At 64.9% G+C, this 21,962-nt stretch carries 22 protein-coding genes; 12 read left to right on the top strand and 10 right to left on the bottom strand.

Annotated features, from left to right (window positions below):
* Positions 1 to 53 precede the first annotated feature (53 nt).
* Positions 54 to 1,850, top strand: coding sequence for a stealth family protein (locus E3T51_RS00735; protein ID WP_134526212.1), 1,797 nt, complete (start codon positions 54 to 56; stop codon positions 1,848 to 1,850).
* Here the strand turns inward: E3T51_RS00735 and E3T51_RS00730 are convergent.
* On the bottom strand, positions 1,780 to 2,718 hold the full coding sequence (locus E3T51_RS00730) for a phosphodiesterase (RefSeq protein ID WP_134526209.1): 939 nt from the start codon (positions 2,716 to 2,718) through the stop codon (positions 1,780 to 1,782). The genes E3T51_RS00735 and E3T51_RS00730 overlap by 71 nt on opposite strands.
* 141 nt (positions 2,719 to 2,859) lie before the next feature.
* On the opposite strand from E3T51_RS00730, the gene E3T51_RS00725 reads away from it, so the two are divergent.
* The 7 genes from E3T51_RS00725 (at position 2,860) to E3T51_RS00695 (ending at position 10,699) form a co-directional block, all read left to right on the top strand.
* A complete protein-coding gene (locus E3T51_RS00725; protein WP_134526206.1) occupies positions 2,860 to 3,777 on the top strand; it encodes an NADP-dependent oxidoreductase in 918 nt (305 codons plus the stop codon).
* Positions 3,778 to 3,892: 115 nt separating this feature from the next.
* A complete protein-coding gene (locus E3T51_RS00720; protein ID WP_241989090.1) occupies positions 3,893 to 4,738 on the top strand; it encodes a phosphatase PAP2 family protein in 846 nt (281 codons plus the stop codon).
* A gap of 50 nt (positions 4,739 to 4,788) precedes the next feature.
* Positions 4,789 to 6,003 (top strand): type III polyketide synthase, encoded by a 1,215-nt coding sequence (locus tag E3T51_RS00715; RefSeq protein WP_134526200.1) that lies wholly within the window; start codon positions 4,789 to 4,791, stop codon positions 6,001 to 6,003.
* Positions 6,004 to 6,732 carry a class I SAM-dependent methyltransferase gene (locus E3T51_RS00710; protein ID WP_134526197.1) on the top strand — a complete coding sequence of 243 codons (729 nt, stop codon included), beginning with the start codon at positions 6,004 to 6,006 and terminating at the stop codon, positions 6,730 to 6,732.
* Entirely contained in the window at positions 6,725 to 8,032 is a 1,308-nt protein-coding gene (locus E3T51_RS00705) for an FAD-dependent oxidoreductase (protein WP_134526194.1), read from the top strand. The genes E3T51_RS00710 and E3T51_RS00705 overlap by 8 nt, the downstream gene beginning before the upstream one ends.
* Before the next feature lie 40 nt (positions 8,033 to 8,072).
* Positions 8,073 to 9,626 (top strand): DUF7059 domain-containing protein, encoded by a 1,554-nt coding sequence (locus E3T51_RS00700; RefSeq protein WP_134526191.1) that lies wholly within the window; start codon positions 8,073 to 8,075, stop codon positions 9,624 to 9,626.
* Between the two features lie 269 nt (positions 9,627 to 9,895).
* Positions 9,896 to 10,699, top strand: coding sequence for an SDR family oxidoreductase (locus E3T51_RS00695; RefSeq protein WP_134526188.1), 804 nt, complete (start codon positions 9,896 to 9,898; stop codon positions 10,697 to 10,699).
* Here E3T51_RS00695 and E3T51_RS00690 read toward each other — a convergent pair.
* The 3 genes from E3T51_RS00690 to E3T51_RS00680 are packed head-to-tail and all read right to left on the bottom strand — an operon-like array spanning position 10,696 to position 12,757.
* Positions 10,696 to 11,478, bottom strand: a complete 783-nt coding sequence (locus E3T51_RS00690; RefSeq protein WP_134526185.1) for a hypothetical protein — start codon at positions 11,476 to 11,478, stop codon at positions 10,696 to 10,698. The genes E3T51_RS00695 and E3T51_RS00690 overlap by 4 nt on opposite strands.
* Positions 11,475 to 12,389 (bottom strand): ABC transporter ATP-binding protein, encoded by a 915-nt coding sequence (locus E3T51_RS00685; RefSeq protein WP_134526182.1) that lies wholly within the window; start codon positions 12,387 to 12,389, stop codon positions 11,475 to 11,477. Before E3T51_RS00685 ends, E3T51_RS00690 begins: the two co-directional genes overlap by 4 nt.
* A complete protein-coding gene (locus E3T51_RS00680) occupies positions 12,386 to 12,757 on the bottom strand; it encodes a GntR family transcriptional regulator (RefSeq protein ID WP_134526179.1) in 372 nt (123 codons plus the stop codon). Before E3T51_RS00680 ends, E3T51_RS00685 begins: the two co-directional genes overlap by 4 nt.
* Before the next feature lie 188 nt (positions 12,758 to 12,945).
* Between E3T51_RS00680 and E3T51_RS00675 the strand changes: the two genes are divergently transcribed.
* Complete coding sequence (locus E3T51_RS00675) at positions 12,946 to 14,358, top strand: flavin monoamine oxidase family protein (protein WP_134526177.1); 1,413 nt, start codon at positions 12,946 to 12,948, stop codon at positions 14,356 to 14,358.
* Here E3T51_RS00675 and E3T51_RS00670 read toward each other — a convergent pair.
* Entirely contained in the window at positions 14,355 to 15,020 is a 666-nt protein-coding gene (locus tag E3T51_RS00670; protein WP_134526174.1) for a Pr6Pr family membrane protein, read from the bottom strand. The two genes, E3T51_RS00675 and E3T51_RS00670, sit on opposite strands and share 4 nt — an antisense overlap.
* A gap of 72 nt (positions 15,021 to 15,092) precedes the next feature.
* Complete coding sequence (locus E3T51_RS00665; protein WP_241989089.1) at positions 15,093 to 15,422, bottom strand: acylphosphatase; 330 nt, start codon at positions 15,420 to 15,422, stop codon at positions 15,093 to 15,095.
* A 19-nt stretch (positions 15,423 to 15,441) separates the two neighbouring features.
* Between E3T51_RS00665 and E3T51_RS16635 the strand changes: the two genes are divergently transcribed.
* Positions 15,442 to 15,579, top strand: coding sequence for a hypothetical protein (locus E3T51_RS16635; protein WP_166806330.1), 138 nt, complete (start codon positions 15,442 to 15,444; stop codon positions 15,577 to 15,579).
* Between the two features lie 24 nt (positions 15,580 to 15,603).
* Here E3T51_RS16635 and E3T51_RS00660 read toward each other — a convergent pair whose 3' ends face one another.
* The gene (locus tag E3T51_RS00660; protein WP_134526171.1) at positions 15,604 to 17,376 is read right to left on the bottom strand and encodes an HNH endonuclease signature motif containing protein; all 1,773 of its coding nucleotides are present in this window, start codon (positions 17,374 to 17,376) and stop codon (positions 15,604 to 15,606) included.
* Between the two features lie 174 nt (positions 17,377 to 17,550).
* Here E3T51_RS00660 and rraA point away from each other — a divergent pair, with 174 nt between their 5' ends.
* A complete protein-coding gene (rraA, locus tag E3T51_RS00655; protein ID WP_134526168.1) occupies positions 17,551 to 18,018 on the top strand; it encodes a ribonuclease E activity regulator RraA in 468 nt (155 codons plus the stop codon).
* Between the two features lie 60 nt (positions 18,019 to 18,078).
* Here the strand turns inward: rraA and E3T51_RS00650 are convergent, their stop codons facing one another.
* Both E3T51_RS00650 and E3T51_RS00645 read right to left on the bottom strand, forming a co-directional pair.
* Positions 18,079 to 18,663, bottom strand: a complete 585-nt coding sequence (locus E3T51_RS00650; protein WP_134526165.1) for a PepSY domain-containing protein — start codon at positions 18,661 to 18,663, stop codon at positions 18,079 to 18,081.
* A 159-nt stretch (positions 18,664 to 18,822) separates the two neighbouring features.
* Positions 18,823 to 19,701 (bottom strand): RNA-binding protein, encoded by an 879-nt coding sequence (locus E3T51_RS00645; RefSeq protein ID WP_134526162.1) that lies wholly within the window; start codon positions 19,699 to 19,701, stop codon positions 18,823 to 18,825.
* Positions 19,702 to 19,965: 264 nt separating this feature from the next.
* Between E3T51_RS00645 and E3T51_RS00640 the strand changes: the two genes are divergently transcribed.
* A complete protein-coding gene (locus E3T51_RS00640) occupies positions 19,966 to 20,769 on the top strand; it encodes a nuclease-related domain-containing protein (protein ID WP_134526159.1) in 804 nt (267 codons plus the stop codon).
* Between the two features lie 136 nt (positions 20,770 to 20,905).
* Here the strand turns inward: E3T51_RS00640 and E3T51_RS00635 are convergent, their stop codons facing one another.
* Positions 20,906 to 21,850 (bottom strand): GmrSD restriction endonuclease domain-containing protein, encoded by a 945-nt coding sequence (locus tag E3T51_RS00635; RefSeq protein ID WP_134526156.1) that lies wholly within the window; start codon positions 21,848 to 21,850, stop codon positions 20,906 to 20,908.
* Positions 21,851 to 21,962 lie beyond the last annotated feature (112 nt).

The raw sequence follows: 21,962 nt of genomic DNA, 5'->3' as shown, positions 1-21,962 counted from the left end.
TGTCAGCCCTGGCTGGACCACGATCGAGTGCACCACTTTTCTCAAGGAGGACCATGGCGACACGCGACATTCCGGAGGCACGACCGGAGACTTCCAACCACGGCCACGCCGATACTCTCGTCGGTGACATCTTTGACACCGACGCGTTTCGCCCGGACACCGTCGGCTTCGACTCGAGCGACCCGGAACCCCCCACCAACACCGGGCTGATCCCGACCCTGTCCCTCAGCAGCGAGCCCGAGTTGGTGTTGATCACACCGGATGCCCGCACCCGTCGCTTCGACCGTGACGATCTCGTCGTGCGCAAGGGCGAGATCGCCCTCATCAACGGCCACTACACGCCGCACGAGTCCATGGTGAAGGACCTCGTAGCCGTCTATGACGCCCTCACCGCTGCCGGCATCGACTTTCTGCTCGTGCGCGGCGACCACAAGCGGCCGGTCATCGCCGTCGACCGCAAGCGGCGCAAGGAAATCACCAGGGTCTTGAGCCGGGCGTTCGCCAACGAACCCTTCTACGCCAAGCCGCTCGATGGCGCTGTCAGCCAGCAATTTCTGCTCGCCGACGGCGCTCTCACGACGCTGCGCAAGTCCTCCGTGTTTCGCGTCTACCGGCCCCGCATCGAACCGATCGGCCGACTGCGCTATGGCGCCCAGACGGCATTCCAGCTGGAAATGTGGCGCTTCGGCGAAGACGAAATCATCGCCCCCGTCGAAAACGCCCTCATGCGCACCCGGCTTCCGCGCTCTGAAGCACGTGAAACGACCATCGACATGTATGGGCGCACCTGGCTGACCCTGCAGAACATGTTCGACGACCTGGCGAGCGACGTTTCCTTTGACATTGACCTTGTGTTCAGCTGGGTCGACGGATCGAGCGATGAATTTCAGCGGGAACGTGCCAAGCGGATGAAGGCTTACGTAGTCGGCGAAGGTGACGATTCCGACGCCCGTTTTCGTCAGATCGATGAGCTCAAGTATGCGCTGCGGAGCGTCTATATGTTCGCCCCGTGGATTCGACGTATCTTCATCGCGACCGATTCACCCGCGCCCGAGTGGCTGGCCGAGCACCCACGCGTCACGATCATGCGCAGTGAAGACTTCTTCGTTGACACGAGCGTGCTGCCCATTCATAATTCGCACGCCGTGGAAAGCCAACTTCATCACATTCCGGGCCTGGCCGAGCACTTTCTGTATTCGAACGACGACATGTTCTTCGGTCGCCCGGTCGGCCCGGAGCTGTTCTTCTCGCCGGGCGGGGTGACCAAGTTCGTGGAGGCGGCCACTCGTATCGGGCTGGGCGAGAACGATCCGACCCGCAGCGGGTTCGAGAATGCCGCTCGGGTGAATCGGGCGCTGTTGCGCGGGCGCTTCGGCAAGGTGACCACGCGGCACCTGGAACACACGCCGGCGCCCATGCGCAAGAGCGTGCTGATTGAACTGGAACAGGAGTTTCCCGAGGACTTCAGTCGCACAGCCGCCAGCCGGTTCCGTTCGGCGACCGACATCTCGGTCACCAACTCGTTGTATCACTACTACGCCTTGATGACCGGTCGCGCGGTTGCGCAGACGCAGGTGCGCTCGCTCTATATCGAGACGACACTGCGCATCGCCCTGCGACAAATGAATCATCTGCGCAAGCATCGCGACCAGGACATGTTCTGCCTGAACGACGGCAGTCACCCGGAAATCTCTACCGAGGTGCGTCGCGCCGCGGTCACCGAATTTCTCGAGCTGTACTTTCCGATTGTGGCACCGTGGGAACGGGCCAGTGTGGCCTCTAGTGCAGAACCGGGATCGGCCGGGTCATTGGTGGCTCGCGCAATGCAGGCAGAGTCTCCGACGGCGTGATCTCGACGCCGGAAGCGCGCAGTCGCCTGGCGCTTTCGGCGGCATCCACGTGTTCAAGCGTGCGAAACTGACCGAGCGGCACGACCGAGTGCAGCACAGTACCCGGGTAGACGTGCACGAGATTAAAGGCTCGGGCGCCGTCGCGACCGAGGGTGCCACCGACGGGAACGTTGAGGTCCTGCGTGTAACAGGTCGCTGACGACACGGATACGGGGATGCCGGCAAACGTCGCCATCGAGGAATAGTGCAGGTGTCCCGCGATGATGCTGCGCACGTCCGAGCCGCGAAGCACGGTGGCCAGGCGATCCTGGTCGCGCAACTCGACAACGGCCGCGAGGTCGAGCACGGTCGGGATCGGCGGGTGATGCATGGCGAGAATCGTACCGTCGGGAGCTGGTACGCGCAGTTCCTCAGCTAGCCAGAGCAGCTGCTCATCGGATACCGCGCCGTAGTGGTGGCCGGGCACAGAGGTGTCGAGGGTGATCACCCGTAAACCGTTGAGGTCATACGATCGGTCAACCGGCGCCTCGCTGGGAACCTGGTCGAGCAGCTCAGCGCGAAACGCCGAGCGGTTGTCGTGGTTGCCCATCACCCAGATCACGCGGGCGCCGAGGCGTGCCGCGGCCGGCTCGACGATCTCGCGCAGCAGTTCGTAGGCTCCCGGTTCGCCCTTGTCGGCGAGATCGCCGGTGAAGACGATGGCCTGGGGCCGGACGCCGGAGGCCTCGACCTCGGCGAAGAGATCGGCCAGATGATTTTCAGCGTTGACGCTGCCGTAGAGCTTCGAGCCCCCCGCCAGCAGGTGGGTGTCACTCAGGTGCAACAGGAAGTGGTCCGGCCGGGGGTATTCAGCCGTTCGAATGCTCACAGAGCGTCCATTCGTTTGTCGCGGGCGTACTCTCGCTGGCACACCGTCACGATTCTTCTTCCTATTCGATCAGAAGTTCTTGAACAACGGGTGTACGCCACGCATCAATCGGGCATCGGCGGGTGGCCCTAGGCTGGCGGTATGGCGCGCTACGTACGCATTGACGAATTTGGTGGACCTGAAGTGTTGAGCATCGTGCGCGATGAGCAACCACAGGCTGGGCGTGGTGAGGTGCGGGTGCGCGTGCACGTCGCCGGCCTGAATCCCGTCGACTACAAGATCTTTCACGGCGGCCCGGCTGCATTACGGTACGAGGCGGTTCCGCCCTGCGGCAACGGCAACGATTTCTCCGGTGTCATCGACGAGGTGGGCGATGGTGTCTCGGGTTTTCACATCGGTGACGCCGTGTTCGGCGGCAAGCGGATGCACGCCCAGGCAGACTTCGTCGTCGTTGACGCGACGCGAATTCTCAAGAAGCCGGACGCCCTCACCTTTGAACAGGCCGGGGGTCTCGACATTGCGGGACGGGCCGCCTGGGCTAGCGTTGCGTCCCTCGGCCTGACCGTCGATGACACCGTGCTGATCGGTGCTGCCGCCGGTGGTGTCGGCATCCTCGCCTGCCAGCTTGCCGTCCGCACCGGGGCGACCGTTGTGGGCACTGCGAGCCCGGTCAATCACGAATTTCTGCGCGGGCTCGGTGTCATTCCCATCGCCTACGGCGACGGCCTGGTCGACCGGGTACTGGCGGCCGGCCTGACGGTGACGGCTGCCCTCGACTACAACGGCGCCCCCACGATCGACGCGGCCCTCGAACTCGGCGTTCCCGGCACCCGCATCAACACGATCGCCGCGCGCGGCCATCGTGCGGATCTCGGAATCTCCGAGGTGGGCGGTCAAGCCGCAAGCATCGACGATCTCGACTCGCTGGCCGGGCTGATTGCGGCCGGAGAGATCGTGCTGCCCATCGACCGGATCTTTCCGCTCGAGCAGGTGCAGGACGCCTACCGGTACCTCATGGCAGGGCACCTGCGCGGTAAGGTCGTACTCGCCGCCACGTAGCAGGTACGCGCAGACACCGTGCTTGCCGAAACACGTGGCATGCTTGAATGTGCGCAATCGGTCTCCTCGAAGCTCCCTCAGACAGGGGCCTCTGGTGTACCTTGTCGGGGCGTCGGTGACCGCGCTGGCTTTCCTTGGCCTCTATCTTTTCTTCGTGCGCAGCCACGCCGGCCAGGAGGCCGACCAGCTCGCCTATGACGGCGCCGAATTCGGTCGTCACAGCATTACGCCGTTCACCGGCCGAGTGCTCGACTCCGTGCCGGATATCGCCGTGGTATTCGGGGTGGTTTTGACCGCGGTCATCGCGGGGGTGCGCCGCAACTGGCGCACCCTCATCGTTGCGCTTGGCGCAGCCGCGGCGGCGACGGCCTCGGCCCAACTGCTGAAATACGGCATTCTGGCCCGCCCCGACCTCGCGGTCGAGGGGTATGCCGGAAACTCATTCCCGTCAGGGCATACGACGGTGGCGGCGGCATCCGCTCTCGTGGTATTTCTGGTCGCGAGCCCGCGCCTGCGCCCGATGGTCGCCGGCTGGGGTACAGCTTTCGCCGTGCTGGCCGGTGTGGCAACGCTCGCCAACCAGTGGCATCGGCCGAGTGACGTCATCGCAGCCCTGCTCTGGGTCGCCGTGTGGGGGTGCCTCGCCGGGGCGGTGCTGGCCTGGCCGCGCCCGGGCATCGTGAGCCGAGCGGATACCCCGACCCCGGCCGCGACGGACCGGCGCCGGGCATTCACCGGACTGCGCCACTCGACGATTCGCGTTGTTCGGTGGGTGTCGATCGGTTGTGGTGCGCTCTCTGCCGTGGCCCTCATCGCAACTCTCGTCCTGGATAGCAGCCTGTTCGAGCGCGTCGGCACGCTCGGAACGGTCATCGCCTACCTCGGCGGAGTTGCGGCCATCGTGACCGCCGGTCTGCTGCTCGCTCTTAGCGGAACCCGGCTGTTCGCCCGCCTGCCCTAGATTCGGCGCAGAGGGGTGTACTCAATCAAAGCCACGTGCGACACTGACTCATGGCCGTCACGCTAAGAGCGCTCCAGACCGTAGTTCCCCCGACGATTCTGATTCAAGAACAGGTGCGCGACATCTTCGCCGCCCAGCCGGGGCTGAGCCGACTAGCCCAACGGCTGGTCAGCACGAGTTTCAACGTGTCGGGCATCGAGACCCGACATACCGTCATCGCCGAACTCACCCTCGACAACGACGCAACCGAAGCACAGTTCTTCGATGCGCGGCAGCAGCTGCTATTGGTGCCGAGCACCAAAGTGCGCAATGAGCTCTACATCACCGAGGCCACCAAACTCTTCGTTGAGGCTGGCAGCCGGGCGCTTGCCGCCTGCCCCGATATCCGTCCCGAAGATGTGACCCACGTCGTCACCGTCTCCTGCACCGGGTTTTACGCGCCCGGCCCCGACTACATGCTGGTGCGGGAGCTCGGGCTGAAAGCCAGTACCCAGCGTTACCACCTTGGATTCATGGGATGTTACGCGGCGATGCCGGCCCTGCGCACCGCGAAGCAGTTCGTCGAGGCCGACCCGAACGCGGTCGTGCTCGTGGTCAGCGCGGAACTGTGCTCGCTGCACCTGCGCACCTCGAGCGACCCGGACACCATCGTTGCCTCGTCGCTGTTCTCTGATGGCGCCGCCGCCGGAATCGTCAGCGCCAGGGCCCCGCTGCCCGGCGAGAAGGCCCTCGGCCTCGACCTGTTTGAAACGGTGATCACCCCGGTCGGCGAAGGCGACATGGCGTGGAAGATCGGCGATGAGGGCTTCGAGATGATTTTGAGCACCTATGTGCCGCACATCATCGACGAGCACATCGAGGGGGCCCTTGCCCCGCTGTTCGCCCGCGATGCGTCGATCACCGCGCAACTTGCCGCCCCGCTCTCCGAGGACACGAGCGCTGTCGGAGGCAGTGTGGGCGCCCGGGTTCTCACCCTCGCGCCGCCGGCGTCGCTCAGCTCGGTGATCGAGCACTGGGCGATCCACCCCGGCGGTCGAAGCATTCTCGACAAGACCGAAGCCAAGCTCGGACTGCGCACCGACCAGCTAAATCCATCGCGGGAAACTCTGCGCACCAACGGCAATATGAGCAGCGCGACCATTTTGTTCGTGATGAAGTACATTCTCGACGACGCTGCCACCGCCGATGGCGAACGGGTCTGTTCCATGGCGTTCGGCCCCGGCCTTACCGTCGAGTCCGGACTGATGACTGTGATCGAGGGCTGAATGGCACTTCCCTCGCTCCGCGTGCGAGCGCACAGGGCCGTGGAACTCATGGACTCTCCGCTGTGCGACCCGGCCATGCTCACCCGCACCTATCAGGATTTTCGCGTGGTTAACGCGGTCGTGTCTGGCTGGTGGGGGATCTATCGCCGCAGTATCCGCCCCGCTTTGTCGACGACGACCGAGATGACCCTGCTCGACGTCGGCTCCGGGGGCGGCGACGTCTCGCGGGCGCTGGCTCGCTGGGCCGTGCGCGACGGTCTGCGACTCACGGTGACCGGCATCGATCCGGATGCCCGCGCGCACGTGTTCGCGACCAGCCAGCCTAAAATCGTCGGGCTGTCATTTCAGCAGGCGCTCAGCTCTGACCTCGTGGCGAAAGGCGAACGCTTCGACTTCGTGGTCTCCAATCACGTGCTGCACCACTTGAGCGTCGACGAGCTGAAAGGGTTGCTCGTGGACTCGGAGGCGCTCGCCCGTCGCCGGGTACTGCACGCCGACCTCAAGCGGTCGAATTTCGCCTATCTCGGGTTTGCGGCGGCGACCTCGCCATTCTTTCGGCACTCCTATATCCGCCCCGACGGGCTCACCTCGATTCAACGTAGCTACACCGCCGAAGAACTGCGGGCGGTTGTGCCGGCCAACTGGACCGTATTGCGCGGCCTCCCCTCGCGGTTGGAGCTGCGCTGGGAGGCTCCGAGGCAGCTGGCAGCTCCTGCGCCGGATGCGTGACATTGTCATCGTCGGCGGAGGGCCGGTGGGCACGATGCTCGCCTGCGTGCTCGCCGTCGGCGGGCTCGACGTCGAGGTGCTCGAGCAGCGTTCACAGCCGTCGCTCCGCTCGCGGGCGATTGGCATTCACCCGCCGTCGCTGCGGGCACTCGCAGCAATCGGCGTTGCCGACGCCCTCCTCGATCGAGCCGTGCGCATTCGCGAGGGGGAGGTGCGCTCCGACGGCCATCGGCTCGGGCAACTGTCATTTGAGCGGGCAGCACCGGGATATCCGTTCGTGGTCGCCCTGCCGCAGTACGAGACGGAGTCCCTCTTGCGCGCGCGGTTCGAGACGCTCCGACCCGGACGGTATCGCAGCGGCGTGACGATGACGGGGGTGCGCGACCGCGGTGACGCGGTCGTGGTGTCGACCGATTCCGGCACGATCGAGGCCCGCTTTGTGATCGGGGCGGACGGCGCCCGGAGCCGGGTGAGGGAGGCGGCGGGCATCGACTGGCGGCAGCTCGGACAGAGCGAAACCTATCTCATGGGCGACTTTGTCGACCCGGCAGCGCTTGACCCGGCATCGCTTGACCCGGCATCGCTCGACCCGGCATCGCTCGACCCTGCATCAATGGGTACGGCATCCATCGGTACGGCATCCATCGGTACGGCATCAATCGGTACTGCCTCGATCGGTACTGCCCTGGCCAATGCCGGCGCGGTGCTCTATTTCGAGCGTGGCGGCGTGGTCGAGTCGTTTCCGCTGCCCGGTGGTCGTCGGCGATGGGTGGCAATGACCGATTTTCTCGCAACGGATGCCGACAGCGCCGACCTGGCCGCGCTCATCCGTCATCGAACGGGGGTGAGACTGCCCGAACCGCTCGGGGCGGCCAGCGCGTTTGCCGTGCAGCAAAGACTGGCGCGGCGCATGCAATCGCAGCCGGTGCACGTTCCGGGCGGGCCGATATCCGGCCCGCCCGCTGTGGGCCGCATTGTGCTGGTTGGCGACGCGGCGCACGAGATCAGTCCGATCGGCGGGCAGGGCATGAATCTCGGTTGGCTCGACGCCGTTGCTCTCGGGCCGGCGCTGCAGCGGGCGTTGCTCGAGCCGGCGGCAGCGGCATCCGTTCTGGCGCATTACGACCGCAGCCGTCGCAGTGCCGGGCGTCGCGCTGCCCTGCAGGCCGGATTCAACATGAGTATGGGCCGCCCCGCCCACGGTGTGCGGCTCCGGGCCCGCAACGCCCTCGTGCGCTCGCTCACACTGCCGCCGGCCAACCAGATCGTCGCCCGGGCGTTCACCATGCGGTGGCTATGACTGGTGCGGGCACCGGCCGCGCATCGAGTTGAATAGACGGGTGACTTCTGCAACTCTCATTCCCCGCCTGCGCACCGACCTCGCTGCCGCCCACTTCTCGGTTCCCGGCCTGACCGGTTTGTGGGGGATCGAAGCGGATGCCGCGCTGCACCGCAACCAGCGGGTTCCTGCTCGGCGGGCGCTCGCCGCTCTCGCTGTCAAACTCGGCCGAAACGAGCCCGCAGCGACCATGGCCCGGCTGTTTCTGCTCGGTGACCCGGTGTCGCGCGCTGAGCTAGACGCCGCGCTGCCGGCGCTCGGGGCGGCCGGCGCTCTCGAGCTCGGTCTTGTGGCCGACGACGACTCGGGTATGCGCCCGCTCGTCGACCTGCGCCCGTACAGCTTCATCGACGCCCATGGCGCCGACAGCTGGTGGATCGTGAGCGATCTGGGGGAGCTGGCGCTTGGGCATGCGCTCGGCGAAACCCATGTTCTCGGCATCGGCGGGGCGTCCCTCACCCTGAGCGGACTCATGATGCCGCGCGAGGTGGAGCGCGTGCTCGATATCGGCACCGGCTGCGGAATCCAGGCCATGCACGCCTCCCGGCACGCCGAGCATGTCGTCGCGACCGATATCTCGGTGCGGGCGCTCGAACTCGCGGCGCTGAACGCGAAGCTCAACGAGATCGAGAATATCGAGTTTCGGTTTGGCAGCCTGTTCGAGCCGGTGGCGGGGGAGCGGTTTGATCACATCATCTCGAATCCGCCGTTTGTGATCACGCCTCGGGCCGAGGGCGTGCCGAGCTACGATTATCGCGACGGTGGAATGGTCGGCGACGCTCTGGTCGAGGCCGTCGTGCGCGGGGCCGCCAACCATCTCACGCCCGGCGGCGTTGCGCAGTTGCTCGGCAACTGGGAGTACCACGGCGACACGGATGCGTTCGAGCGGCTCGAGCACTGGCTCACGCCGGCGGCTGGCGAGTCTTTGCTCGACGCGTGGATCATCGAACGCGAAGTACAGTCGCCGGGCGAATATGCCGAAACCTGGATTCGCGACGGCGGCACCCGGCCCGGCTCCAACTTCGACCGGCTGTACGACGCCTGGCTGAATGACTTCGACGCGCGCGGCGTGCGCCGGGTCGGCTTCGGCTACCTGCTGCTGCGGCTGCCGCACGCGAAACCTGCCGCCCCCGTGCTGCGTCGCCTCGAACGGATGCCCGACGCCCTCGGCCACAACCCGGCTGGCCTCGGCGCGCACCTCGCCGAGTGCCTCGCCGCCCACGACTGGCAGGTGCACGCGGATGACGCGCGCCTGTTGCGCACGCAGCTCACCGTGGCCTCCGACGTCACCGAGGAACGCCACTACTGGCCCGGTCAGCAGGATCCGACGCTCATGACCCTGCACCAGGGCAGCGGATTCGGCCGTTCGGTGCCGCTCGACACGGCCCTGGCCGGGCTGGTCGGCGCCTGCGATGGCGACCTCGCCGTCGGCGCCATCATCGGCGCTCTCGCCCAGCTGCTGGGCGCTGACGAGCAGGCGCTGGTCGCCGAACTGCTGCCGAAGGTGCGCGACCTCCTCGTCGATGGCTTTCTGACCGTGCCGGAGCTCGTGTAGCTGCCCGCCGAGCCACCAGCGCGGCCGGCCGCAGTGGCGAAATCAAAAATCAGGGTCGATCGGTCGCCCGCGACCCCGAAAACACGGATAATCCCGACGTCGACCGGTCGGATTTCCTGAATCAGCCACCCGTCGCGACCGGCCACCGGTCATAACTCCTGCAATCTGCGGGCGCGGAAGAAAAGTCGGCCGCAATTTTGCGCATCCGCTTGGCACCGGCCACAAATTGCAGGAGTTATGCGCGGGGCGCGGGGCGCTAACCTGACGGCATGACTCCTGCACGCCCGCTCCCGGCCGCCTTCGACCTTGGCGGGCGCACCGCACTCGTCACCGGGGCGGGCAGCGCCACCGGCATCGGCTTCGCTGCAGCACGGATGCTCGGTGAACTCGGCGCCCGGGTGATTCTCACCGGAACGACGGCGCGGGTATTCGACCGCGCGCGGGAACTCACCGCCGACGGCCTCGACGCCGTCGGAATCATCTGCATCCTCGACTCGGCCGTGGGCGCTGCGGGGCTGGACGCAGCGCTCGCCGAGGGCGGGCACGAGCCGACAATTCTCGTGAACAACGCCGGCATGGTCGCCGTCGGCGACGCCGAGATGGGTCACGGCGACATTCTCACCAGCCCTGCCGAATGGGATCGGGGCCTGGCCGTCAACCTGTCCACGGCCTTTCACGCCACGCGCGTCGTGATCGGTTTCATGCGCGCGGCCGGTTGGGGCCGCATCGTGACGGTATCGAGCGTGAGCGGAACGATTATGGCGAGCCGCGGTGACGTTGCCTACGCCGCGGCCAAGGCCGGCTTGGTCGGGCTGACCCGGGCCCTCGCCGTCGATGAGGCTGAGTTGGGCATCACCTCCAACGCCGTTGCCCCCGGCTGGATCGCGACGGGATCCCAACTTACGAGCGAGGCCCTGGAAGGTGCGCTCGTACCGGCTGGTCGTAGCGGTACGCCGGGAGAGGTCGCATCCGTCATCGCGTTTCTCGCCTCGCCCGGAGCGGCCTATGTCACCGGGCAGGTGCTCGTCGTCGATGGCGGAAACTCCGTGGCCGAGGAACGTCGTGACCGCTAGTTCTTGGGGGTGGCCCGGCGCAGGGCCAGGAAACCGCCGAAGCCGGCGACAGCGGCCGGGACCAGCAGCCAGGCGAAGATCCCCGCGATGCCTTGCGCGCCATACCACTGGCCGACCGCCGGCCAGTTGCTCGTGAATGTGATGATCGTGACGGTGCCGACCAGGCCGACGGCCAGCGCGCTCCAGAACACGAGCATGCCGGGCATGCGCCAGCGCATGTAGATGGTCGCAATCGACGCGCCGATGAAGAACACGAGCAGTTGCATGACGAAGAATGAGAACAGGTCGACCCAGAACCCATCGAGCCCGAGCCAGAGCGCGTTAAACATGTAGGTGTCAATCCACCAGCCTTCCGTCACCTGTTCGAGCTGCGTCAGCACGGCGAAGGCCAGTGCGTTGCCGGCCGAGATCAGCACGAACAGTAGCGCGGTGCCGAGGTAGAAGTCCCGGCGGGTCACGCCGAATCCAAGGGCGAGCGGAAACCCGAACGAGATCGCCTGCACGCCCACGATCACCAGATACCACTGCGGCGACAGTGCGGCCCAGCTGTACCGCTGGCCCTCGATCGCGTCGGGGGTGCCGAGGCCGCCGGTCGTAAAACCGACGATCTGCGCGATGAAAATGGTGACCACGAAGGCCATACCGACGATCAGCCAGGGAATGCCGATGTAGGTGCGGCGGTCGACCAGGTGTAGCCGCACCACATTCCAGATGCGCTCCGGGGCGCTTCGAGGGTGCACGGATGGCGCGGTGCCGGTCAAGAAATGGGTGGCAGTCATGCGCGTGCACTCCAGGCGTCGGTTTTGGTCTCGGCTTCTTGGGTGATACTCGTTGTGCGCTGCACTATCAGCTGTTGCAGCGATACGGGGGAGAGTTCGAGCCCGGCGGCGCGGGCGGCGGCGCGTTCGGCCTGGCTGAGGCCCGTGACGGTCACCGAAGCCAGCCCGCCGATACCATCTCGAGAAATGATGTCGCGGCCGGCGACGAAAGCATCGACATCCGTTCTCTTGCCCACGACGGTACTCGCGGAGCCGCGCAGCAGCTCGGCGTCCTGGTCCATGAGAATGCGGCCTTCGTCGATGACGAGAACATGCTCGAGCAGGTTGCTGACCTCATCGATGAGGTGCGTCGACAGAATAATGGTGCGCGGATGCTCGACGTAGTCCTCGAGCAGGCGATCGTAAAAGATCTGCCGTGCGACCGCATCGAGCCCGAGGTAGGGCTCATCAAAGAAGGTGAGTGGGGCGCGCGAAGCGAGCCCCACGATCACGCCGATGGCTGAGAGCTGCCCGCGGGAGAGCTTCTTGATCGGGCGCATCAGCGGCAAGCGAAAGTCGTCGACCAGGCGGGCCGCCAAGGCGGCGTCCCAGTTGGCGAAGAACCACGGCGCGCTCGTCAACACGTGTTCCGGCCGGAAGCTGTCCGGATACTTCTGGCTCTCTTTGATGAAGCACAGGGACTGCAACACCCGCGCATTTTCGACGGGGGAGGCACCGAATACTTCGAGGGTGCCGCTCGTGGCGAACTGCTGCCCGGTGAGAAGCTGCATCAGGGTGGTTTTGCCGGCGCCGTTGCGGCCGAGCAGGCCGTAGATCTTGTTGCGTTCGACCGTGAAACTCACATCGTCGATGGCGGTGAAGGCGCCAAACTTCTTGGTGAGGCCGGAGACGCGTACGGCGGTGTCAGTCATGAATTGCTGCCCTTTCTCTCGGATTCGCTGATCATTCCGGCTACCTGCTCGGGGGTGATGCCGAGCTTGGCGGCCTCGCTCAGCAGCGGACCGACGAAGTTGGCCCGAAACTGCTCGGTGCGAACTCCGACGAGTCGCTGCCGGGCTCCCGTTGCTACAAACATTCCTATTCCTCGCCTCTTGTAGAGAATGCCGTCTTCCACCAGGCGGTTGACGCCTTTGCCGGCGGTGGCCGGGTTAATACGGTGGAAAGCCGCGAATTCGTTGGTCGATGGCACAGGTGTTTCTTCTTCGATGATTCCATCGATGATGTCGTTCTCGATCTGCTCGGCGATCTGCACGAAGATCGGCTTGCCCGCTTCGATCAAGGACTGCCTGCTTTCATTGAGTGGATGCTGCCCCCCTGACCACCAGCCGGTTCACTGGTTAGTTGGTCATGTAACTAACTAACTACCTTGAGTCGCAAATGTCAATAACTTCGTCGCGGTGGCGGTCTGCGGTAGTTTGGTGTCATGACTGGTGCCCGACTGATTAGCCGTTCTGGGCGGGGCAGATTATGAAGCGGCGCACTTTTCTGCTCGGCACGGCGTCGGGTTTTTCAGTCTTGGCGCTCGCAGCGTGCGTGACGCCGCAGCCGGTGCCGTCGCCATCCGTTGCACCATCCACGCTGACACCGTCGCTGGTGCCCCAGCCGCTCGCGGTCTCCCGCACCAACTGGTCGACCGACCCTTTCTCCCGCGGATCCTTCAGCTATGCCGCCGTGGGAGCCACTCCCGAGCATCGGGCGGCTCTCGCTCAGGCCGTCGATGCCCGCGTGTTCTTCGCCGGTGAAGCCACCGCGGCCGACGAGCCCGGAACCGTGCAGGGCGCGCGCGCCTCCGGCCTGCTGGCGGCCAGCCAGGTGCAGGACGTCGCGGCTCCGGGGGAACGCATCACCATCGTTGGTGCTGGAATCGCCGGTATCACGGCGGCTCGCCAACTCGTCGACGACGGCTTCAACGTGGTCGTCATCGAGGCGCGCGACCGTATCGGCGGTCGTATCGACACCGTCAGCGGCGACTGGCCGTTCCCGATCGAACGGGGCCCCTCGTTCGTACACGGCACTGCGGAGAATTTTCTGGACGACGAACTGACCGCCCTCGGGGTGCGGCTCTTGCCGTTCCCGCGCACGCCGGAGGTCCGCACCCGGGCCGGGGCTGTCGTCGAGGTATCGCCGCTCGGGCCCCAGGCCGTCGCCGGTGCCCTCGGCTGGGCGGCAAATCAGCAGCAGGATGTCTCGGTCGAACGCGCCCTGATTGATTCGGGCGAAGCCAGCCTGTCGAAGACCCCGAACGCCGAAGGCCTCTCGGATGCTGATTGGCTCGAGTACGAAATCGCCACGAAACTCAAGATCGAATCCGGGGCTACCCCGAGCCAGCAATCGGCCTGGTATACGACCGACATCGCGAGTACTGACGACGATCACATCGTGATCGGCGGGTACTCGACCCTGCTCACCAGCGACGCTGAAGGCCTCGAGGTGTTGCTCTCCAGTGTGGTCAACCGTGTGGCCCACGACGACCGGGGTGTGAGTTTGCGTCTCGGCACCGGGGAGTCGCTCTCGGCGGATCGCGTCATCGTCACGGTGCCACTCGGTGTGCTCAAGAATGCGGCGATCGAATTTTCGCCGGCACTGCCGTTTACGCATCGCGGGGCGATTGCTGCCCTCGGCATGGGGGTGGTCGACAAAATCTGGTTGCAGTTCGACGAGCCGTTCTGGGACACTGCCGCCCGACTGTGGACCATCGTCGGCGAAGACGCCGACTTTCCAGTGTGGGTAAACATGATGCCACTCACCGGGGAACCCATTCTCATGGGCATGATCGCTGCCGAAAACGCGGCCCGGCTGTCCGAGCTCCAGGATGACGAATTCCTGTCCGCGGCATTGGCCGCGCTCGAGCCGTTCCTCGCTGTTGCAGACGCCGGCTAGGGTTCAGAGCGCGGTTGCCACGGCGGCAGCAGGTGTTTGGGCATCCGCTTGAGGCGGGTGATTCCGGTGAGCAGCGCCGCGATGCCGGTAATTATGGCAACGATGATCAGGCAATAGAACACCGTCTCTCCGGGGCCGCTGACCTGCCGGGCGTCGAGAAAAAAGTACGGGTACCAGCCGACGATCGGTCCCCGAATGAGCGTGAAGACCAGCCAGAACACTGGAAAAACGATGGCCCAGCCCAGGTATTTCCACGGCAGGTGTGCCTTGAACGGGTCGATCATCCAATCGATCAGAGCGCAGGCCGGGATGATGAAGTGCAGTAGCTGGCTCGACCATGGCACCTCGATTGAGTAATTGGCGCTCGAGGACTGCCAGACGATAATGCCGTAGACCACGCCCGACACCAGAATGTAGGTCGTCACCATGGCACGCAACATGTCGAGCCAGGCCGGGTCGATCGGTCGCCGCAGGGCGACGATAGCTGCCGTCAGGATCACCGCGACGGAGGCGATGGCGCTCTGCACGGTGAAGTAGCTGAAGAAATTCGCCATCGCAAACGATGCCACGCCGAGAGTGTAATAGAAATACCCGATGAGACCGCATAATCCGGCCGCCGCCAGGCCGAGGCGCGCCACAGCAAACGCAGTGCGCGTCGTCATTCCCGTCCCCAGGCGGGGCTGTCGCGCGCGGTCATGATGCAACGCTACGCCAGCCCCGGACGGCCCCCGACCTTAGTCGGTGATCTGAAAGTCATTTTCGCCGATCGCGGCAACGTCACTCACCTCAAGCGCGGTCACGACGGCGTAGCGCGGTCCACATTCAAGCCAGTGCAACATGCGCGAAACGGATGCCTCCCGCCCCTCGATTTCGAGTTCCACCGACCCGTCCGGCCGATTGCGAGCGTAACCGCCGAGCCCAAGCTGCTGGGCCTCGGCTCGAGCGTGAAACCGAAATCCCACGCCCTGCACCTCACCGCGGGCGAGCACTCGTTTGCGAATCACTCCACCATTGTGCGCCGAGTGGTGCCGCAGCGCGAGTCTCGAGTTGGGCGTCGTGCTCACGTTCTAACCGTGGACGAGCTTGTCGCCGCGGGCCCTCGTGGTCAGCCTGAGCTGGCTCGCGGCCGGATTCGTCTCTCTGATCGTGCTCACGCTGATCGTGCTCACGCGCGACTTTCGCCGACTTTCGCCGACCGACGCCGACCGACGCCGACGCTGATGCTCGACCGCAAGGAGTAGCAGGTTAGAACGGTTGCGGGTTGGGGTCGTCGGTGTTCCAGGCGGTGTTCCAGGCGGTGTTACACGGGTTGTTCAGGGGTTCGTCTGGTGGGGTGGGCGGGACTGGCGCCCGCGGTGGCGTTTCGGTTTGTTGCAGGTGGGGGCTGATGCGCGTGACGGGGTCGGTGGCGTAGTGTTTGCCGGCGGGGCTAATCCAGTGGAGGGTGCCGTCGGGATCGGGGATTGCTTTCCAGTCGCTGAAGTGCTTCAGGTTGTGGTTGGCCGGGCAGAGAAAATGCAGGTTGGTCGCGGTGGTCGGTCCACCGAATTGTTTATCGACGGTGTGGTCGAGGTCGCTGTGGCCGGCGGAGCGGTTGCAGCCGGGGAACCGGCAGGTTCCATCCCGTAGCCGGAGGTATTTCTTCAAGGCCGTCGGTACCCGGAACGGTGTGCTGCTGACGTCGAGGACGATGCCGGTGTGCGGGTGGGTGAGGATGCGCAGAAAACTGGTCGCGGTGCCGGCCAGCTTGCGGGCGGTCTCCGGGTCGATCGGCCCGTACCCTTCCAGCTCGCCGGGTTCGTCACTGTGACCCATCAGGGTGAGCACCGGCACGGTCACGTTGACGTTCGCGGTGAGTCCGGCACCAAGTCCGCTGCCGGTGACGCCCTGCTGGAGGAGGTCGACGGCGACATCCGCTCGCAACTGGCTGAGGGTGCGGGGTTCATCGGGGCCTTGCAGGCTGAGGGCGGTGTCGGTGACGCGGGTGTAGATACCCTGCAGGTCCTCGCCGGCGGCACGCAACCAGAGCGTGGCCATGCCGTCTTTATCCGGGTAGAACATGACGTTGCGGTCGGCTAGGCATTTCGTCCGGCGAACGGTGATGCTGTCGGGGTGGAACCGTTCCCGCAGTTTGCGGGCTTTGCCGTCGAACTGCGCCGCAGTGAGCTGGCGAGCGTGCGGCAGCAGCACTGCTTCCAGGTCGGTCTGCGCGGGCTGGGGGACGGAGTCGAGTTGGTCGAGTAGTTGGCGGGCGTGCCGGAGGGAGATCTGCCCGGTGCGAAGAGCGTCGAGGGTGCGGGGGCGGGATTCGACCAGCACTCGACTCTCGTGCAGGAGGCCGGAGGCGGTTCCGGCGGGGATGCGCAGCGCACACGCCATCTCCGCGACCAGCCCTTGTTGGGCGGCGAAGGTGGCGTCCCAGTCGTGCTCGTGGTTGGGTCCGGCCTGCGGGCGGCCGGTCTCGGCGGTGTTGGTGGTGTAATCCCAGGCCTCGGTGAGGGCTTCGGCTTTGCTGGCCTGCGCCCAGGCAATGATCTTTTCGAAGTAGAGGACGCGGTCGACGAACTGCGCCTGGCGCCGCTGAAACGGGCTCAAGCCCGCAGCCGGGTCCTCGGCGGCGGGGCTGCCGTCGGTCTGGAGATAATCGGCCGCGAGGTAATCGGCCGGGAGGAAATTGGCCGCGAGGTAGTCGGTATAGAGGAACTCCTCGCGGAAGTCCTCGTCGAACAGGTGCTCGGGCGGTACCGCGGCGAATACCTCGGAAAGATCGAGGCCGGCCGGGATGGTCGGGCCGTCAACGAACAGCTGACCCTGACCAGCGGCCGTTCGTGCGTTAGCTTCTTCTGCGTCGGCTGCTTCTTCAGCCTCCCAGGCCGTGCGACATTCCTCCCGGAAGGCATCAATCCACACGTGGTCTTCGTCGGAGAACGCCCACCGTTCGAACTCGCTATCGGTCAGCATCGCCAGAAAACGATCACTCACACCGTGCTGCTGGGGAGTGTCGCCGCTTTGGCTCATAGAATAAGTGTACCAATATCAAAGATAAAAGTCGAAATATTCTCCGATGTATTGGGATTTTCATGCGAAGACGCATTCGAGCAACGAGAGGCACTTTTTGGAAGGTCGGCGGCAGTCCGATCCAGTGCAGCGTGGCGGGGCCTACTCTGGAGGCAACGAAATCCTGGAGGAACAATGACCGTATTGACCGCTGAGCTGTACGACGAGCGTGGCGACGAGCTGCAATCCGTACCCCTGCAGTTTCAGACGATCGGCGGACGAGCCCAGTTCAGCGGCCCGATCCGCACCGTCACCTGCTTTGAAGATAACGCGCTGCTCAAGTCGATCCTGTCCACGCCGGGTCATGGGGCAGTGCTCGTCATCGACGGCGGCGGCTCACTCAACTCGGCACTGATGGGCGACATGATCGCCGACCTCGCCATAGCGAACGGCTGGTCCGGCGCGATCATCAACGGTGCTGTGCGTGACCGCATCGCGATCGGCGCCCTTGACCTTGGGGTGAAAGCCCTCGGCAGCAACCCGCGCAAGAGTTCCAAGACCGGGGCCGGCACAGCGGATACCGTCGTTGAGATCGCTGGCGTCGTCTTCACTCCCGGGCGCACCGTCTACTGCGACGAAGACGGCATTCTGGTCGAGCGCTAACAACGTTAAACGCGTGAGGCGTTGAGCGAATTCGCTCAACGCCTCACGCGAAAACGGGACTTACTGCTGCACGTCGTCGATGCTGACGACGACGAAGTTGGCGTCGAGGTCGACGTCGCGGTCGCTGCCGTCATCGAGGGTGATCTCAACCTCGTAGAGGTGGTCCCAGTCGGTGTCCCGGTCGAAGTCGGTCACCCGACCGCTGCCGATCGCAGCGAGGGCTGCGGCCTCCGCGCTGGCACGCTCGCTGGCGGCCTGGTCGACGGCACTCGAGTCGGCTTGGGCGCTGGGGGTGACGCTCGGCGCGGATGAATTGCCGCTGTTGCTGGAATTGTTGGAGTCGTCAGTGTCGAATTCGCTAACCCACACCACGTCGAATGCATCGTTGAGCTCAACGTCGACGGTCGTGCCGTCGTCGAGACGCACCTCAAGGTCATAGGCGCTTCCGCCGTCGTCATTGCGTTCGGCCTTGGTCACGGTACCGGGGCCGACCTCGGCCACGGCTGCGTTGCTCGCACGGTCGAGGGTTTCGCCGGTGAGTGGGCCGTCATTGTCGTTGTCACTCACGGCGAGGGCAATGCCAGCGCCAGCGAGAGCGAGAACTACGCCTGCGGCGGTAGCGATGAGGATATTCTTCTTGTTCATGGTGCAGTGCCTTACGTCGGTGCCCCCAGAAGCCAGAGACCGAACGGCCGTGCCCAAGTTGCTGGGTTCAGCATAAGCGAAGAAATGTACGCCCCTAATGTGCCGGTACAAGCCTCAGTAAATTCCCGGGTAGATCATCACAACACTGGCAACCCGCGCTCAGACGCGATTCAACGCATCCGTTGCAGCAAACTGTTCGAGCACGGCCCGCACCTGAATGGATGCCTCGGTGCGCCCAGAACGCACGTTCGGGATGCGCAGGACCGGAAGCTCGCTCGGCGTCGGAAAATTCGTGTACGCGTCGCGCATGAATTGGTCGAGGCGCTCGCCCAGCTTGGAATCCTCGGTCCACGTCCGCGGAAGTCGGGCCGGCTCGCTGAGCGGATCGAACCCGAGCAGGGCTATGCGCGTGACGGATGCTGTTGTTGCGTCTGAGCCGTCATCGGGCAGCGGGCGAGCCATGCGCACCCCGGCGAAGACCACTCCGGTGCCGAGCAGCAGCCAGGCGATGGGAAGGATCGCCTGCATGCTGACTTCACCGCCGGTGACCAGCACAAAAAAGTAAGCGAAGACCCAGACTACCGGGGACAGCAAAATGAGAGCGATACCGCCTCGACGAATGGATCGTGAACGCTGTGATCGAGACGCAGTCGTGCCCAACTGACTAGTGGTGAAGGCTTCGCGATGTGCCGACGAGATGATTTGGCTGGCATCGAACCGCCAGGCGGCGACGATTGCTTCATTGCGAGCGGCGATGGCTTGGCTCAGCAGGGAGGCTCGCGGGGCCCAATCGCAGTACTTCTGACCATCGAACGACTGTACCCAGAGCCGATAGTTGATGTGACGCTGCTCGCTGACTCCTTGCTGGGTGGCGTAAGACGTCGCCGAAGCAGCAGCGGTCGCTCGGGCGTTCGTCGTGAACGAGGATTGCTGGCCCTCCGAAAATTCCCGTGACGTGCTCGCATTGAATGCCGCCACTGCGGCCGTGGCTGCAGCCTGAGTGTTTGTGACAGCGCGCGACAGATCATTATCGATCATGGACTTCCCCCGGACATTTTTACGACCAACGGCAACATACCTTGCTGGTCGTGCCGTGGGGTTGCTGTCGAACAACCGGGCCATTTTATCGTTGCACAATCCGTGGGGTGATATGCCAACCGGGCCGATGCTTCCCCCGTATTGGGGTGGACGAAGCCCGCTGAATACGATGAATCAGGCACCTGACCCTCGCGCAACCTCCCCATTGGGGGCTGCTCCGGCTGGCTGCAGGGGGCTAGATTCAAGCACCCGAACAGGAGAACCGTGACAATCGATGCGCCCATAATGCGACTGCGGTGCCCCGCGCAGTCGATCATAGAAGTGCTCCTGCTGGAGCAACGCCTGATCGCCCCCCGCGGGCTGCTGGAGCGCCTGTTCGGTCGATCGCCGCTCGGCGCCGACAGCGTGCGCTGCTTCGACGCTGCCCGCGCAGAAATCGCCGTGGGGCTTGCGCTGGCCGAGCTGCCTCGGGAATGGATCGTCTTTCACTCCCTGCCGGTGGGCGACAGTGGCGCCGACGTCGACCACCTCGTGATCGGACCTGGCGGCGTATTTGCCCTTCATTCCGACCGCCAGGCGCGCAAATCTGTTTTGGTCGCCGGACGCAGTGTGCTCGTCGGCGCCCGAAAGATTCCCTATATAAGGGAGGCCGAGTATGAAGCGGTCAGCCTGACCACTCTGCTTTCCGAGCGGATGCCGCGCGCAGCGACGGTACGGGGCGTCGTCGTACTCGTCGATACCAAGCGTGTGACCGTAAAGACGCAGCCGTCGCGGGTAAAAATCGTCGAAGCCGCCGACCTGTGTGCCTGGTTGCAGGGGCTTCCCCCTGCGCTGACTGCCCTCGACCGGTTGGAAATTACCCGATTCGTCGAGAACCCCGCACTCTGGCAGGCACTCCTAGCATTGGAGCCGGCCAAGATTCTGCAGCGCTTCGACGAGCTGGAGTCAGAAGTGACCCGTGCCAGGCAGACCCGTTTTCGATGGATGATGCTCGGAATAGTTCTCAGCACACTCGGTGCCCTGCACGTACTGCTGCTGCTGCTTCCGCAGATCGTGAGCGGACTGTAGCCATACCGGACCAAACCACATTGCCGAGCCCTGCAGAAGTCGCGCGGCACTGTGTGGCTGTGTGGCTACGTGGCTGTGTGGCTACGCGGCTGTGTGGCTGTGCGGCTGTGTGGCGCCGAGCGGCTTCTGCTCGGGTCTATTCGCAGCCGGTACCGTCGCCGTCGCGGTCCAGGTGGCGCCCGTACCCGGGTTCGCCGGCACGCACCGGGGACGCGCCGGCATCCCTGGCCGCGGTGCAATTCTGAAAGTAGACGTCGCTCGGGGTGTCGGCGACCAGCGCCGACTCCGGCGCCGGCGCGATGACAGGGTCGGTGGCAGTCGCGAGCTCGTCGGGGCAGTCCGACAGGATGCGTGTCATGGCCTCGTGCTCGGCCGTCGTTACCCACAGCGCGTACGTCGCCTTCACTGAAATCTGCCTGGCCACATAGGCACATCGATAGCTTTTCAGCGGCGGTAACCAGGTTGCCGAATCGCCATCCCCCTTGCGCGAATTAGTGACGCCGTCGACGGCGAGCAGGTTCAGCGGATCGTTGGCCAGCGCCACCCGCTGCTGCTCCGACAGCTGCTGCGCGCCGGTCTGCCAAGCGTTCGAGAGAGCGACGATGTGGTCGATCTGCACGAGCGACGATGTCGTCTGGCCGCGCACGAAGTCGATCGCTAGGCCGGTGTACGGGCCGAGGAGGGTGCCGCTCTGCACCTCACAGGCAGGGTCTACCACGAGCATGGTCAGGTCGCGGGCGAGGATATCGTTGCGGGTGTCGCATCCGTTTTCGTCAACGTCTAGCCAGGCCGATCCGAAGCTTCCCTCCCGGTCGTAGCCGGTCTGGGGCGCGCGTCCCTTCACTGGCAGAGTCGCCAGCACGGCGAGGGCCGCCGTATCGATCGTCGGCGTGGTTGTTGCCGTCGGCGCTGGCGCTGGCGTGGGTTCGACGGTCGTCGTCGGCGTTGCGCCGCTCGTCGGTTCGGCCAGATTCGACGAAACGGATGACTGCGCCACCGACGTTCCTATCAGGATCGCCCCGAGCACGCCTACGATCAGCCCAATCAACAGAAACGATCGGGTCTTGCGTCGGACGGTCATGGCGCTCCTTCTGGCCGCACGGCACGACCCCTCGAATATACGTGGTGCTACCCGGTTGCCGTGAAACGTGGCGGCACACGCTTGGTAAAAAGTCACCCATTCTGGGGGTCCT

The organism is Cryobacterium serini (genome assembly GCF_004404025.1).
Lineage (GTDB): Bacteria > Actinomycetota > Actinomycetes > Actinomycetales > Microbacteriaceae > Cryobacterium > Cryobacterium serini.
The sequence above is the reverse complement of the archived record's forward strand: the minus strand, read 5'-3'. Positions and strand labels throughout refer to the sequence as shown.

Bases quoted from the DNA above. Each gene is read 5' to 3' on its own strand.
- E3T51_RS00735 (WP_134526212.1), top strand. From the start codon at position 54: ATGGCGACACGCGACATTCCGGAGGCACGACCGGAGACTTCCAACCAC.
- E3T51_RS00725 (WP_134526206.1), top strand. From the start codon at position 2,860: ATGGCGCGCTACGTACGCATTGACGAATTTGGTGGACCTGAAGTGTTG.
- E3T51_RS00715 (WP_134526200.1), top strand. From the start codon at position 4,789: ATGGCCGTCACGCTAAGAGCGCTCCAGACCGTAGTTCCCCCGACGATT.
- E3T51_RS00710 (WP_134526197.1), top strand. From the start codon at position 6,004: ATGGCACTTCCCTCGCTCCGCGTGCGAGCGCACAGGGCCGTGGAACTC.
- E3T51_RS00705 (WP_134526194.1), top strand. From the start codon at position 6,725: ATGCGTGACATTGTCATCGTCGGCGGAGGGCCGGTGGGCACGATGCTC.
- E3T51_RS00695 (WP_134526188.1), top strand. From the start codon at position 9,896: ATGACTCCTGCACGCCCGCTCCCGGCCGCCTTCGACCTTGGCGGGCGC.
- E3T51_RS00690 (WP_134526185.1), bottom strand. From the start codon at position 11,478: ATGACTGCCACCCATTTCTTGACCGGCACCGCGCCATCCGTGCACCCT.
- E3T51_RS00685 (WP_134526182.1), bottom strand. From the start codon at position 12,389: ATGACTGACACCGCCGTACGCGTCTCCGGCCTCACCAAGAAGTTTGGC.
- E3T51_RS00675 (WP_134526177.1), top strand. From the start codon at position 12,946: ATGAAGCGGCGCACTTTTCTGCTCGGCACGGCGTCGGGTTTTTCAGTC.
- E3T51_RS00670 (WP_134526174.1), bottom strand. From the start codon at position 15,020: ATGACGACGCGCACTGCGTTTGCTGTGGCGCGCCTCGGCCTGGCGGCG.
- E3T51_RS00660 (WP_134526171.1), bottom strand. From the start codon at position 17,376: ATGAGCCAAAGCGGCGACACTCCCCAGCAGCACGGTGTGAGTGATCGT.
- rraA (WP_134526168.1), top strand. From the start codon at position 17,551: ATGACCGTATTGACCGCTGAGCTGTACGACGAGCGTGGCGACGAGCTG.
- E3T51_RS00650 (WP_134526165.1), bottom strand. From the start codon at position 18,663: ATGAACAAGAAGAATATCCTCATCGCTACCGCCGCAGGCGTAGTTCTC.
- E3T51_RS00645 (WP_134526162.1), bottom strand. From the start codon at position 19,701: ATGATCGATAATGATCTGTCGCGCGCTGTCACAAACACTCAGGCTGCA.
- E3T51_RS00635 (WP_134526156.1), bottom strand. From the start codon at position 21,850: ATGACCGTCCGACGCAAGACCCGATCGTTTCTGTTGATTGGGCTGATC.